The organism is Nostoc punctiforme PCC 73102, assembly GCF_000020025.1.
In the GTDB taxonomy this organism is placed as follows: Bacteria; Cyanobacteriota; Cyanobacteriia; order Cyanobacteriales; family Nostocaceae; genus Nostoc; species Nostoc punctiforme.
Genome location: NC_010628.1, coordinates 2474181 through 2488439, shown reverse-complemented (window position 1 = coordinate 2488439; position 14259 = coordinate 2474181). Strand labels below are relative to the sequence as shown.

General features: G+C 46.0%; 10 protein-coding genes and 4 pseudogenes. 5 read left to right on the top strand and 9 right to left on the bottom strand.

Going from position 1 to position 14259, the window contains the following annotated elements; genetic code table 11:
- Positions 1 to 81: 81 nt before the first annotated feature.
- The 7 genes and pseudogenes from NPUN_RS10305 to NPUN_RS44715 form a co-directional block, all read right to left on the bottom strand.
- The gene (locus tag NPUN_RS10305) at positions 82 to 978 is read right to left on the bottom strand and encodes a transposase (RefSeq protein ID WP_234710955.1); all 897 of its coding nucleotides are present in this window, start codon (positions 976 to 978) and stop codon (positions 82 to 84) included.
- A gap of 38 nt (positions 979 to 1016) precedes the next feature.
- Positions 1017 to 1140: pseudogene (locus tag NPUN_RS40560) on the bottom strand (IS5/IS1182 family transposase); the annotation flags it as partial.
- Positions 1141 to 1244: 104 nt separating this feature from the next.
- Positions 1245 to 2412 (bottom strand): annotated as a pseudogene (locus tag NPUN_RS40000) (IS630 family transposase).
- 80 nt (positions 2413 to 2492) lie between these two features.
- A complete protein-coding gene (locus NPUN_RS10290) occupies positions 2493 to 3509 on the bottom strand; it encodes a hypothetical protein (RefSeq protein ID WP_041565314.1) in 1017 nt (338 codons plus the stop codon).
- A gap of 38 nt (positions 3510 to 3547) precedes the next feature.
- On the bottom strand, positions 3548 to 4651 hold the full coding sequence (locus NPUN_RS10285; protein ID WP_202947534.1) for a Dyp-type peroxidase: 1104 nt from the start codon (positions 4649 to 4651) through the stop codon (positions 3548 to 3550).
- A 64-nt stretch (positions 4652 to 4715) separates the two neighbouring features.
- Entirely contained in the window at positions 4716 to 5006 is a 291-nt protein-coding gene (locus tag NPUN_RS44720) for an IS1 family transposase (RefSeq protein WP_083782359.1), read from the bottom strand.
- A 77-nt stretch (positions 5007 to 5083) separates the two neighbouring features.
- Positions 5084 to 5281, bottom strand: a complete 198-nt coding sequence (locus NPUN_RS44715; protein WP_083782358.1) for a hypothetical protein — start codon at positions 5279 to 5281, stop codon at positions 5084 to 5086.
- A gap of 97 nt (positions 5282 to 5378) precedes the next feature.
- On the opposite strand from NPUN_RS44715, the pseudogene NPUN_RS39995 reads away from it, so the two are divergent.
- A pseudogene (locus NPUN_RS39995) lies at positions 5379 to 6546 on the top strand (IS630 family transposase).
- Between the two features lie 83 nt (positions 6547 to 6629).
- Here NPUN_RS39995 and NPUN_RS44710 read toward each other — a convergent pair.
- Positions 6630 to 6707: an IS1/IS1595 family N-terminal zinc-binding domain-containing protein gene (locus NPUN_RS44710; RefSeq protein ID WP_419788436.1), complete on the bottom strand. Its 78-nt coding sequence runs from the start codon at positions 6705 to 6707 to the stop codon at positions 6630 to 6632.
- Positions 6708 to 7276: 569 nt separating this feature from the next.
- On the opposite strand from NPUN_RS44710, the pseudogene NPUN_RS43100 reads away from it, so the two are divergent.
- Positions 7277 to 7480: pseudogene (locus NPUN_RS43100) on the top strand (IS4 family transposase); the annotation flags it as partial.
- 221 nt (positions 7481 to 7701) lie between these two features.
- Entirely contained in the window at positions 7702 to 8325 is a 624-nt protein-coding gene (locus tag NPUN_RS10260; protein WP_012408674.1) for a PAS domain-containing protein, read from the top strand.
- A gap of 15 nt (positions 8326 to 8340) precedes the next feature.
- Here NPUN_RS10260 and NPUN_RS10255 read toward each other — a convergent pair whose 3' ends face one another.
- On the bottom strand, positions 8341 to 9048 hold the full coding sequence (locus tag NPUN_RS10255; RefSeq protein WP_012408673.1) for a Crp/Fnr family transcriptional regulator: 708 nt from the start codon (positions 9046 to 9048) through the stop codon (positions 8341 to 8343).
- A gap of 271 nt (positions 9049 to 9319) precedes the next feature.
- Between NPUN_RS10255 and NPUN_RS10250 the strand changes: the two genes are divergently transcribed.
- Both NPUN_RS10250 and NPUN_RS10245 read left to right on the top strand, forming a co-directional pair.
- Complete coding sequence (locus NPUN_RS10250; protein WP_012408672.1) at positions 9320 to 12562, top strand: hybrid sensor histidine kinase/response regulator; 3243 nt, start codon at positions 9320 to 9322, stop codon at positions 12560 to 12562.
- Between the two features lie 500 nt (positions 12563 to 13062).
- The gene (locus NPUN_RS10245) at positions 13063 to 14253 is read left to right on the top strand and encodes an efflux RND transporter periplasmic adaptor subunit (protein WP_234711068.1); all 1191 of its coding nucleotides are present in this window, start codon (positions 13063 to 13065) and stop codon (positions 14251 to 14253) included.
- Positions 14254 to 14259: the final 6 nt, after the last annotated feature.

Genomic DNA, 14259 nt, shown 5'->3' with positions numbered 1-14259 from the left:
AGCGATACAACACAGCTTCAATAGAGTTGTCGGGAAATAAAAGATAAGTGAGGCAATGCTGGTCTTGTAATTGGGATTCTCTTAAGCAGCCATCAAGTAGAAGTTCCATAATCCTGCTGCGGTCAGCATCAAATGGTCATCAAAGTTTTCAATCCGATTACGATAAATGACACTGGCGGCGTTGTAGCGCTTCACACCAGCAAAGGCATTTTCGCAAACTACACGGGATTGACTCAATTGACGATTCTCCGTTTTTTGAAGGTCACTTAACTTGCCCCCTTTGGGCTTTTTGTGAGGAAGATGGAGATTGTCATACTGCTTCTGTAATCCCTGAAAGCCCGAGTCTACTTCAATCGGAATTTCATCAGGCACACTACCTGCAATGTCATCTTCGTCATGAAAACGTTTGTCATGCAGTTTGCCTTCTCGTGCTTTGCTTAAGATCAAGACCCGTTTGGTTTCATCAACTGCCGCCAAGTGTTTACGCGTATGACGTTTCTTTTTACCGGAGTAATTCTGTTGTTGTTGTTCTCTTTCTTGAGGTCGCGCAATTGGGCGTTCTGTCCCATCAATCATCACTCGTTGCACTCCTGGAAAGCGTGACAAAAATGCTTCAATGCTTTCGAGATGGCGTTCCGGCAGCGCCATCTTCTGTCCCAAAGCCGCTTCTAATATTGGCTGCAATCGATGCATCCACTCATGTGCCTGGGAGCGATGCATATCAAAGAGCAGTCCCGCCACATCAAAGGTCGGATAACATTTGAAATAGAAAAGGATGAAAAACAATTTGTCTTGGGCTGTAAGTAAGCGGGCTTTGCGTCCTCCACCCAGGCCACGTTGACGAGGCTTGGCCTGTTGAGTATCTAGGTACATCGTGGTAAACGTGGGCAAAAGGGCATCAAATGCTTTCCGGTTCAACCCAGTTAATGCCCTCAACAGTCGGTCTTGCTTCAGCGCACCTTCAATATTCAGCATCATTCTTCCCTACCACTGCTGTCTATTCTCTCTTATTTCCCGACAAGTCTAATAAACAATCGATTATCTTTAGCTGTCACTCCCACAGTCTCTTTTCGCACTGGTAGTAAGTCTGTCTTTGATGCGTTCCCACCGATCATCTCGCAACCCATAGCGGCGCGTCATTTTACCACTCCTCCTCATTCCTCAACTCGCGCTTGGCTATCAATTTTAAATTAGATTGATATCTATTTGATGACACGCCCTAGTAGTCTGCCAAGCTAACTTTGCTATGTTAAATTTGGATATAAACGCTCCATTTTTCGGCGAGCATCTTTGGTTTGAAAACCCCAATAAACACTAGCTTTTTGCTGATTACGTTTTTTCTCCCAAGCGGCAATCTCAGAAGTTAATGTTTCTGCATTAGGAATACGCCGTTCTAAACATTGGCGAGATAAAACAGATAATTCGATTTCTACCTGATTCAGCCCTTCGGGTTCGCCAGTTGCTTCAAGTCGGGGAACCCGCCCAACGCACTGGCTCACCAAGAAGCGTGTTTAGGAGTATAGTGAAACTCTAACTTTTGAATAATTCGACGTGCTTCTTCTGGTGGAAAAACTTCATATAATGCATTGGGTGTATGAATATTCAAGTTATCAACTACTAAACGAATAACATCGGCATCTCGGTAGGAAACATCTACTAAATTTTTCATTTGTTTAGCAAAATCGGCTTTAGTTCGACGTTCTGTAACTTCGATATGCCGCCATCCAGCCAAGGGTTGAAAACATGCGAATAAATTTACTGTCCCGTTACGTTTATACTCAAAATCATAACGTTCAGGTTGCTCTGGCTGTGGTGGCAAAGGAAGTCTTACTTCTTCTACTAATTGGTATGGACGTTCATCAAAGCAGACTACAGGGCGTTTAGGATCATAAGGCTCATTGTATAAATCCAGCACATCTTCCATTCGGAAAACATATTCTGCGTTAACTTCAGGAATACACCATTGTTCTTTCAACCAAGGCTTAATTTCATTTTTTTTAAAGTTTGACGTACTGTTTCATCTGAGATTGAATCTATGATACCAACGTTCACTAAATGATCTGCTAATAATTGCATTGTCCAACGCACTCTTCCTTCTGGCGGATTAGAACAAGCTGTTGCAATCAAAAATGCTTCTTGCTTTTCATCTAATTTTTTATGTTTTGGTGGATGAACTTCATCCTTTAAAGCAAAATCTAACCCTCCAATGACAAATTTTTCTCGTATTCGTTGCACTGTTGCAACATGCGCTCTAACTATGCTAGCGATCGCTTGATCCGTTTCTCCTTCGGAAGCCATCAAAAGAATGTTTGCACGGCTTATGGTTCTTGCCTTATGCTTACCTTTCTTAATTATCGATTGCAGTTGGGAAACTTCATCTTCATTCAAGTCAACAATGTACTTTTTTGCCATGTTACACCCCGTTTTTGGCTATTTTACCAATTAGAGGTTTTACTTAGCAAAGTTACCTTGGTAGACTACTAGACATTGACTCACAGTTTCGCCATGTTCCGCCAAAAATGTCCTAGACTCTCCGTGCCACCGAATAGTGTGGTGAAAATGGTCGAGTCGGCGAGCAAAATATCGCCGCCACGGTTACCGTTCGGCGGTGCCCAGATGCACGTATTGAATTCCCGATTTCCCTGCGCCGTGAACGGATGCGGTCGGGAAAGATCGATCGGCTGCGTCGCCAGAACATGAATGGATTTCGTGTCCTCTGTCGTCAGCGCATAGTGGGGCAGATGCAGATGGAAGTTGAACGTGGTCACTCCATTCAGCAAACCCAGTTTGTCGAGATCCTTGTGGACGGTCAGCGGTGCGATCTGGTTGCTTCCTTGTACGACGGCAGGTCGGAGTCCAAACTGATTAAGTACGGGCACTTCAAGTTCTTTTATCAGCGATCGCGTGTACTGACCGAAGCGCTGCTGGCGCGGCACGAGTTCGTCGCCGTGATGCTTATACTCCATCTGGCGCTGCTGCATGTCACTGGTGAAACCCACGTCATGGTGCGGTGCAAGGAGCAGGCATGTACCTTCCCGGTTAAGCCACTCCCGGATCGCGTCGATTTCTCCCTTTTCGGCCTCTTGCTCGGATAGGAGATGATCCAGACCGAACACCATCAATGTATCCGTGTCTGCCAGAATTCTTTCATCAATCAGGAGTTTGTACCCTGCTTGGTCAATGCGTTGGTAAACGGCGACCGGCTGCCCAGTAATCTCGCCCACGATTTGCTGAAAATCGATGGTTGATCGGTGGAATAGCTCCAGAGTACCAGCGATGCCCTGCAAGAAATTCATCTTATCCCACTCAGATCCCTCAAAGTTCGGCCAGCCGACCCGACGGACTTCGGTCATCGTCGAAAATCGGTTATCCAATTCGGTCAGATCTCGGTTGGCTTCCCAAGGATAACTCCACGTCCAGTAAATGCTGAACCGACGTTTGTTCGGCGTGTACGGTCGCGGCACATGGTTCTGGTTGTACGTTCGCCCAACTCGATTGAGTTTGCTCATTGTCACCACCATTCCTTTTGTTTGATCGGATTTTAAAGTTACTTACCACTGCTCAGTGATGCCAAGTACCGAAGCGCCTTCAGTCCGGGCAGAAAGAAGTAAGCCCCGCCCCGAACCGTGGTGAATGCCGGAATGCCCTTGATGGTTTTCCGGATTGGCCGCTTCGGGATCTTGAAGTCAAGAGTGCCGTCCTGCGTGCCGATAATCGGATCGCGCTCGTTGCCGAGTTCGTGGAAGTTCTTGTCATTCACCCACACGTTCTGCGCGAACTCGAACTGACGAATCAGGCTCGCGCAGATCGCGAAGGCAGCAATGCCACGCTGTATCCCATCTTCCGGCGCATCTTCCGGGAGTGGTGGCCCGTAGGTCGCCCCACGACGGATCATCCGCCGCCGGTTCATGTTCGCCCCTGTATCACGAGGATTCAGGCGACGGATATGGGAGCCGAGGGGTACGGCATAGCCATGCGGGTCCATAGTCGCATAGTTAAAGTCGTTGTTGTGCTGCATATCCACGGCGAGCGCTGGATCGTCCTTGTCTGGGGACAGCACCAGCGGTGCGCCGCTGCGCCAACGACCCATCAATTTCGCCGCCACAAGTTCCTGCTCTTCCGGTGTCTGACCGTGCTGGCGCAGGAAGTCACGAAACTCGATGATATGCTCCTGTAGGCATCGGTAGGCCATGTAGCTACCGTTCCGGGAGAGGATCTCAGGTTGCGGCAGATTGGCTGGGGGACCATATTCGTCTGGGTAGCCCAGGATGAACTCGCCCGCCTTCAGCGGCGCACCGGAACCGGGCGTTGGCTCTTCGCCCGATCCTTCGATGACTGGCTGCGAGAGCCGATCGCGGTAGCCGAAGTGGTCGTGTGCATAGTTGAAAGGCGGCGTTGCCTCCAGATCCAATGCCGAGAGCACTTCCACTCCCTCGCACTGCGCGACGAGTTGCTGGTGCTCCACCTTGCAGCGATCGCGCTCCGCATTATCGCGGGCAAAGAGAATCACAATTGCATGGAGATCTGGGCTAGCCAGACCTCCCACCCAATTGTCAGGATGATTCGCGCCGATGTCACCGAGGAGCTCCGCACGGGCCACCATGCCCTGCTTGAACTCCTCAGGAAACGTATCCAGCGATGCCTCATCCATACCCAGCGCCCGCAGCGTTCTGCATATCAATCTTCCTTTCTTGGGTGGCGTTATTAAAGTGTTGTTAGACGTTTAAGCCAAACTCGTAGCGATTGATAAAGAGCCCAATAACCAAGCCATGCATTTCCTCAGTCTTAGAAAAGCAAATTGTCTTTCTAGCCAGTCGCTTAAGCCGAGTTCTTAAATTTAGATGTTTATGTTCAATTCTTTGAGTCTTTCTCTTGCCAATCTCATGTTTTTCTGCAGGTAAATGCCGTTCATCAGCTCCCCAACCATCTGTACAGTATTTCTTAACACCAAATGGCTCTAATAAATTTTTTAGCTTCAGAAATACTTCGTCTTGCGCGCTGTCCAAATGCGTAAGCTAAAACTTTTCCTGTCAGGCGGTCGATAGCACCTACGTAACTCCACATTTCATCTAGTTCGGACTCTTCAATCCCTTCCAAAGCTTCTTCTTACACTTCCACCAGCTTGATTTCTACCTCCACTTGTTCGGATTGAATGGTTGGCAACAATTTTTGATTCATTGATCCAATTTGGGGAATTTTTTTTAAATTCTCTGATTACTGTTGCCGGGCTAATATGCAACACTCGCGTAATATTGCGAACTCCACTGCCATTGAGTGTCATCTCTATAATTTGATGCTTAACTTGTCTAGTAGTGTACCAAGGTAACTTTGCTAAGTAAAACCTCTAATTGGTAAAATAGCCAAAAACGGGGTGTAACATGGCAAAAAAGTACATTGTTGACTTGAATGAAGATGAAGTTTCCCAACTGCAATCGATAATTAAGAAAGGTAAGCATAAGGCAAGAACCATAAGCCGTGCAAACATTCTTTTGATGGCTTCCGAAGGAGAAACGGATCAAGCGATCGCTAGCATAGTTAGAGCGCATGTTGCAACAGTGCAACGAATACGAGAAAAATTTGTCATTGGAGGGTTAGATTTTGCTTTAAAGGATGAAGTTCATCCACCAAAACATAAAAAATTAGATGAAAAGCAAGAAGCATTTTTGATTGCAACAGCTTGTTCTAATCCGCCAGAAGGAAGAGTGCGTTGGACAATGCAATTATTAGCAGATCATTTAGTGAACGTTGGTATCATAGATTCAATCTCAGATGAAACAGTACGTCAAACTTTAAAAAAAATGAAATTAAGCCTTGGTTGAAAGAACAATGGTGTATTCCTGAAGTTAACGCAGAATATGTTTTCCGAATGGAAGATGTGCTGGATTTATACAATGAGCCTTATGATCCTAAACGCCCTGTAGTCTGCTTTGATGAACGTCCATACCAATTAGTAGAAGAAGTAAGACTTCCTTTGCCACCACAGCCAGAGCAACCTGAACGTTATGATTTTGAGTATAAACGTAACGGGACAGTAAATTTATTCGCATGTTTTCAACCCTTGGCTGGATGGCGGCATATCGAAGTTACAGAACGTCGAACTAAAGCCGATTTTGCTAAACAAATGAAAAATTTAGTAGATGTTTTCTACCGAGATGCCGATGTTATTCGTTTAGTAGTTGATAACTTGAATATTCATACACCCAATGCATTATATGAAGTTTTTCCACCAGAAGAAGCACGTCGAATTATTCAAAAGTTAGAGTTTCACTATACTCCTAAACACGCTTCTTGGTGAGCCAGTGCGTTGGGCGGGTTCCCCGACTTGAAGCAACTGGCGAACCCGAAGGGCTGAATCAGGTAGAAATCGAATTATCTGTTTTATCTCGCCAATGTTTAGAACGGCGTATTCCTAATGCAGAAACATTAACTTCTGAGATTGCCGCTTGGGAGAAAAAACGTAATCAGCAAAAAGCTAGTGTTTATTGGGGTTTTCAAACCAAAGATGCTCGCCGAAAAATGGAGCGTTTATATCCAAATTTAACATAGCAAAGTTAGCTTGGCAGACTACTAGTCCGTCCAGGCTGTCTTGTATTGAGAAGAAATATCTGGCGCAGGCACTCCCGATTCTGCTACAGATAGCGTTGCTTACCCTCTGGAGATTTACCGTGTTTAATAATATCTGATGAGCAGCAATCAGGACATAGCACAGGAAGCAAGACGGTTATAGGACGGACTTAAATCACTTATTTAACCCCCAGCTTCTATTATTACGGTATTCCAACAGTTTGATAACATTACTAACGGATCTATACTTTTCGGTAGATACAAATCACCTTGAGGGGAGACACAATACCCCGGAATATTTACAGGCTAAAGAATGTGGCAAATTATGGTAAAACAAAAAGAGCCTTTATTTGCAATAAGTTCTAATTAATGACAATATTACCGGAATTCTACGAAATACACCTGAAGCGGGAACTAGGACGTGCCGAATATTTATTCATAAAAATTCTGATTAATTTACCAATACCTTTGCCAAAATAAGAGCCTACAAAAATTTTGGCAAAAATGGCAAAATAACTCATAAATAAGGGTTTAGCTTACAGGGGAGCTTGGAAGCTCAAACCCTTGATACTGCGGTCGATACGTTAAAAAATGCTTGAGGGAAACCTTGAAGGAATTTTTAGGACTTATTGTTTTTGCCAAACCCTAGAGAACAGGACGTTAATACATCAACTCAGCCTCGTAAATTGGCGAAGGTATTGATTTACTATAGTCTATTAAAACTGTTAGCCTTGAAGCGTTGGCTACTGGTTTACATATACCAATATTTTTTGAAAGTAGAAGAAAGAAAATTCAACGATTTTTATCTTTAAAAAATTATATAAATGTTGAAGAGATATGGTTTCCAATTATTAAAAGCTGGTTGCAAATATATTTTCCGTTGAAAGAAGTAGTTTATATAGTGATTGACCGGACTAATTTCATTTTTTTTTACAAAACGACGCGCTACACTTTTCGCTGCGGTATTTATAGTAATTCAGCCAGACTGATTTGATTGTTGCGATCGCGGTTTTGTTGAGCTTTGGTAAAAGCATTATGCTTATACGCTCAATAGGTACGGTATCGGACGGACTCTCAACGTCAAATAACCGATTATAAATAGAGTAACTCTCCTTGTATTCAAGAATTTCAACTTGGATGTCACCTGAATTGATCGTGAACCTAGATATGTTTGCCCAGCAATTACAGTCAGTGCAAGGGCGTTTAGCTAACTTATACCAAGATACGAACACCGCAGTACAGCCAGAAGCGGATTTGCTGTTAGCGGCCTTGAAGGAACTTGAGGCTGCTTCAAAAACCCTAGAAATAGCTACAGAGAAACTGTTCGAGCAAACTCAAAAATTGGTAAATGTACAAGCGCGGCTTAGAGAGGAATACAAGCGCTACCAAGACCTATTCGAGTTCATACCAGATGCTTACTTAGTGAGTAACACACAAGGAAAAATTCAGTCAGCTAATCGTGCCACTGCCACACTGTTCAATCTTCAACAGCAATTTTTGGTAAACAAACCGTTAGTCTGTTTCATCGCAGTAGAAGAACGTCAGGCGTTTCGTTGTCTACTAAGCCAGATGCACGAGTGTGAATGTGACTATGTACAAGAGTCGATATTACACATACAGCCCCGTAAATGTGAGCCTTTTGAGGCTGCTATGACTGTAGCTCCTATCCGCGACGTTAGAGGCCAGTTAACAGGCTTGCGCTGGATGGTGCGCGACATCCATCAGGTATCGCAACAGCCTTTATTAGCGCTAGAAAGGTGAGAAGGACTTTATCCATTATTTCTCTAGCTTAAAGTTTAGCAGGCGATTGTATTCCTGTTTGATTACCCCATAACACTCGCAGGAAGTCTCTTCTAGTCCTTGCGGATCAATGGTTTTGATTTGATTTCGGCTGTATTGGATGAGACCTTTGTCTTGTAGGTGACTGGCGGTCTCGCTGATACTAGCGCGGCGCACGCCCAGCATGTGAGAGAGGAACTCATGGGACAGGAATAGTTGATCTGAGTTGAGACGATCGCTGGATTCGAGCAGCCAGCGGGCCATGCGTTGTTCTATAGTATGAAGGCGGTTGCAGGCAACGTTCTGCGAGATTTGCGCCATATAAGCCTGCGTGTATTTCAGCATCACGTCGCGCAGCGACTTATTGGTGTCGAACTCATGGAGCAGCAAATCTGCTTTCATTCTTACCGCTTTGCCCGGTACCTGGACAATATACTCAGTCTGCGTCGTTTCCCGACCGCCCATGAAGGCGTTGATCCCTACCATCTCACGGCTTCCGACCACTCCGGCTTCAACTGTCATGCCATCCATCATTGTGATGGTGACTGAGATCAAGCAGGTGAGAGGGAAGTAGACTTTTTCTATGGTTTCGCCGGGTCGGTTGAGGATCTCGCCGTATGAAAGCTCGACCTGCTCCATATTTTTTTTGAGCTGCTTATACAAATCAGGGGGCAAGGCGGCAAGCAGAAGGTTTTCAGTAGTCATATTTATGTTTAATTTTGTTTCTTACCTATTGTTGATCCTCCTAACTTTCACAATAAATAATGCAGCAACTTCCGTTACACTATCCGGCGTTGGATATCATCGAATATGTTTTGGTTAAAGGGGAAAAAGAGTGGAAGGCTCGATATATAAGGTTTTTCCCCTTTAACCCTTTCCCTTTCCCCAAAACCCGACAAGTATTGGGTAGGGTGGTCTAAAACAATATGGCGGTAAGCAATTTTGGGTAGAAATCCGCTACTATAGATTTTTTATTATGGAGCAAATGCGCTTGTGTGAAGCAGATCCTCCTTTAGAATCACAAAGCTTCCCAGCCGTGAACACTCAGGAAGGTGGCGATGCTGCATCGCCATCTGAAGAAGCCTTTTTCTTTGAGCGATCGCTCGATCTGCTGTCGGTCATTGGCCTGGATGGCTACTTTAAACGGATCAACCCTGTCTTTAGCCAAACCCTCGGTTACTCAGAAGCAGAATTCTTAGCCAGTCCTTTTCTGGACTTAGTGCATCCAGATGACCACTCTGCTACGCTGCGAGAAATGGAGAAGTTGAATACGGGCCTACCAACGCTCTATTTCGAGAATCGTTACCGGACAAAGAATGGCTGCTACCGATGGCTGGCATGGACAGCATCACCGCAGATTGACCGAGGAGTGATGTACTGCGTTGCCCGTGACATGACCCAGCAAAAAGAGACGGAAGCCGCTCTACAACGCGCTAACCAAGAACTAGAACAGCGCGTTGCCGAACGAACTGCCCAGTTAGAGCAGGTAAATACAGCACTGCGGGAGAGCGAAGAGCGCAACCAATTGGCAATGGAAGTTGCCTGGATGTTTACCTTTGAGTGGGAGCCAAACCTTGATACGATCGAGCGATCGCCTCAATCTGCTTCCATCCTGGGATTAAAGTCGCCATCGGCACAACAGGACACAGGTACCAGTTATTTTCAACGAGTCCATCCTGACGATCGCGATCGCTTTTTGGCAGGCTTACAGGCACTTGCACCTGAGAACAGCACTTACAAAATCACCTATCGATTCGTGCGCCCGGATGGTCAAATCGTTATATTGGAGGAAAGCGGACGTGCGCTGTTTGACGGGCAGGGACAGCTAACCCGAATCATTGGCATGACAGCAGATGTGACAGAACGTCAGCAACTGGAAGCCGAATTACAGGAAAGTCGGGCAACCTTGCACAGACAACTGACTGAAATTGAAACCATCTACCAGTCTGCTCCGATCGGGTTGAACGTTCTCGATACTGACCTGCGCTTTGTGCGGATTAACCAGCGATTGGCAGAAATCAATGGATTTTCTGTAGAGGAACACATTGGGCGAACAATTCGAGAGTTGCTACCTAACATCGCGGATACTGTCGAAGAGTTGCTTTGCGCTATCTTAGAAACGGGAGAACCGCTACTAAACGTCGAAATTCGGGGGGAAACTCCAGCAAGACCGGGAGTACAGCGTGTCTGGCTAGAAAGTTTCTTGCCGCTAAAGGATGGCGATCGCGTGATTGGTATCAATACCGTTTGTGAAGATATCACCGAACAGATTCAAGTCGAGGAAGCTCTACGCCAGAGTGAAGAACGATTCCGCAGTATGGCAGACAATGCACTTGTAATGGTTTGGGTCACGGATGCCACCGGGTACTGCACCTACCTCAGCCAAAGCTGGTACGAATTCACAGGGCAAACCGAAGCAACGGGACTGGGGTTTGGTTGGCTGGACGCGTTGCATCCAGAGGATTGTGCATTTGCTAGAGAAACATTTGTCAGCTCTAATACTCGTCACGAGGCCTTTCGGGCAGAATACCGTTTACGCCGTCGGGACGGAGAGTATCGGTGGGCAATCGATGCAGCAAGCCCTTGGTTTGGGGCAGATCGTCAGTATAAGGGCTACATCGGTTCAGTTATTGACATCACCGATCGCAAACAGGCAGAGGAAGCTCTGCGAGAGAGTGAAGACCGTTTGCGTATGGCAATCACCTCTGCCCAATTGGGAACCTGGGATTGGAATCTCATTACAGGAGAATTGAGATGGGATACAGGCTGCAAAGCCATGTTTGGGCTATCGCCCGATGGTGAGAGTAGCATTGAATTATTTTTTGAGGGCTTACATCCCGATGACCGCGATCGCCTTCAGGAAATTGTTCAAGCGGCGCTCAATCCAGTATTAGGTGGCTTTTATGACACTGAGTATCGGACGATCGGCATTGAGGATAAAGTTGAACGTTGGCTTAGGGCAAAAGGGCAAGCCTACTATGATGCAAAGGGAAAACCACTCCGCTTCAGTGGTACGGTATTGAATATTACGGAGCAAAAACAAGCCGAAGCCCAACGGGAACAGCTACTTCGACAAGAGCAAGCCGCACGGGAAGCAGCAGAACGTGCCAACCGCATGAAAGATGAATTTCTTGCTGTTCTCTCCCACGAACTACGAACACCGCTTAACCCGATTTTGGGCTGGGCAAAACTACTACAATCACCCCTTGTCAGTTCCGACAAACTCCAGCAGGGGTTAAGCGCGATCGAGCGCAATGCCAAGCAACAGGTGCAACTCGTTGAGGATCTCCTCGATATCTCTCGGATTATTCGTGGCAAACTCACCCTTAGCTTTGGAGCTATCGATTTATCTGAGCCAATCGCGGCGGCTTTAGAAACCGTTCGTTTAGCCGCAGAAGCAAAAGCGATTCAGCTTGAGGTGTTGCTTGACCCATCGGTAGGGCAGGTGAGAGGGGATGCAGACAGGCTGCAACAGGTGGTCTGGAATTTACTGTCGAATGCGATTAAATTCAACTCTACAGGGGGATGGGTGACAGTGCAACTCACCTCTGTCGATCGCCATGCTCAAATTCAGGTAAGTGATACCGGAAAGGGCATCCAACCCGAATTTTTGCCCCATGTATTTGAGTTATTCCAACAGCAAGACAGTTCTAGTACTCGTTCTTTTGGCGGATTGGGCTTAGGGCTGGCGATCGCTCGTCAGGTGGTAGAAGCGCATGGCGGCACCATTACGGCTGTAAGTGCCGGCGAAGGTCTTGGGGCAACCTTTACGGTGCAGTTGCCATTAATGCCTGTACCAAGTCCCGATGCTCCTGATTACCTCAACAATCAAACGCTGAATTTAGAAAATCTGCGAGCGATAGTGGTAGATGATGAGGCAGATTCTCTAGAACTGGTTAAGGTTGTACTGGAGCAGGAAGGCGCGACAGTGCGGGCAGTCTCCTCTGCTACCGAAGCTCTACGGTTACTGACCCAATCTCAATTCGATCTGCTCATCAGCGATATCGGGATGCCAGAAATGGATGGCTACACCTTCATTCGTCAGGTTCGCGCTTTACCGCCTCAATTCAACCGGGATATTCCCGCGATCGCCCTGACCGCCTATGTCGGTGAGATGAATCGACACAAAATCCTCGTTGCCGGATTTCAAGCGCATCTGGCAAAACCGCTCTACCCGCAACGCCTGCTGGATGCGATCGCAACGGTTATCACCCCATGACAACTGCTTAAAAAAAGCACGTCACCAGATAATCGTTGATACAGCAAATGATTCCACTTGCCAAATTCATAGTTTCGGAGGTCGAGGTCTTTGACGACGCAATCAGCCATTTACTCTTATTCTGCCTACTTATTTATCATGTTCAAAAATCTTTTATATCTACCCTACAAAATTAATTATCTCTATCTTTAGTATTTTTTTTAATCCGTCGAACTCACGTAGTATTAATCCAGAGATTTTTTAAAGATAAGTTTACTTGAGTTAAATCCGTGACTCAGATGAAAGATACATCTAAAGTATCAACAAAGGATCTAAATAGATAGAAAATTTACTGCGGCAAAGCAGGAGTTATTAGACTTTCTCAATCCCTTGGCTTGAGATGGAAAACTTGTGCAGTCTAGAAATTTAGCCGATCGGAATTTTGTTTCATGCTAAAACTTTATTCTCTACCTAAATACTTAAATCTATTACTCGCAAATCCAGTATTAGTTATCATACTAATGCTTACAACATTGACAAGTGGTTGTCAAAAAAACGATCCAGCAGCAAATGCTCAAAGCCCACCACCATTGCCTGTGAAACTTCAGAAAATTGACGCAGGCACAATCGAAGAAAGTTCCGAGTTTGTTGGATCGTTGGAGGCGCAGCAAAAAGTCACGCTACAGCCCCAAACTCAGGGACGAATCGAATCAATTCTGGTGTCGAGTGGTCAGAAAGTGCAGCAGGGTACGCCGATCGCATCTTTGAGTTTAGATCAGGCTCAGGCCAATGTCGCCAGTTCGATCGCGGCTGCTAATTCGGTGCAAGCAGCATTGGCTACTGCTCAAGCAGAACAACAACAAGCCGAAGCCCAACGCACCAAAGCAGCTGCAAATGTTCAACTGCAACGGACACAATTCAATCGTACCCAACAGTTAGTCAGCGAAGGAGCCGTAGCTAGGCAAGAGTCAGACATTGCTAGAAATAATTTACAAACTGCGATCGCAGACCTGCAAGCAGCTGAAAAACAAGTCGCAGCATCTAGAGCAGCCGTCCGGCAAGCACAGGCAAATATCCGCCAAGCTCAAGCAAGCACGGCTGCGGCGCGAGTCAGCCTCGGTTTCAAGCAAGTGGTAGCACCCATTACTGGCGTAGTCGGTGAATTTCCGGTCAAGGTTGGAGATTATGTCAACATCGGACAAACAATCACCACACTCACACAAAACGATTCGCTGGATCTCAATCTTTCTATACCCTCGAATCGATTGCGCCAATTGCGAATGAACTTACCCGTTCAGTTAATCGATCCCACAACCCAGCAATTAATTGGTACAGGTGCGATTAGCTATATTTCTCCAAATGTAAGTTCTAACCAACAGTCAGTTTTGAGCAAAGCCCGCTTTCGGAATTCACAAGGGCGATTGCGCGATGGACAATACGTTCAAGCTCGCGTGATTTGGAATCGACAACCAGGGATCTTGATTCCCACCGTCGCAATTTCTCGCGTTGGTGGACAAAGTTTTGTGTTTGTCACCGAAAACAAAACCGTAAATGGACAACAGCAGCAAGTTGTGCATCAGCGTTTAGTGCGCCTGGGAGATATTCAAGGACCCAATTATCAAGTTATCGATGGGCTTAAATCTGGCGAAACGATTGTAACTTCTGGCATTCTCAAACTTAGAGAAGGCGCACCAATTCAACCAATATCATAAATCCAG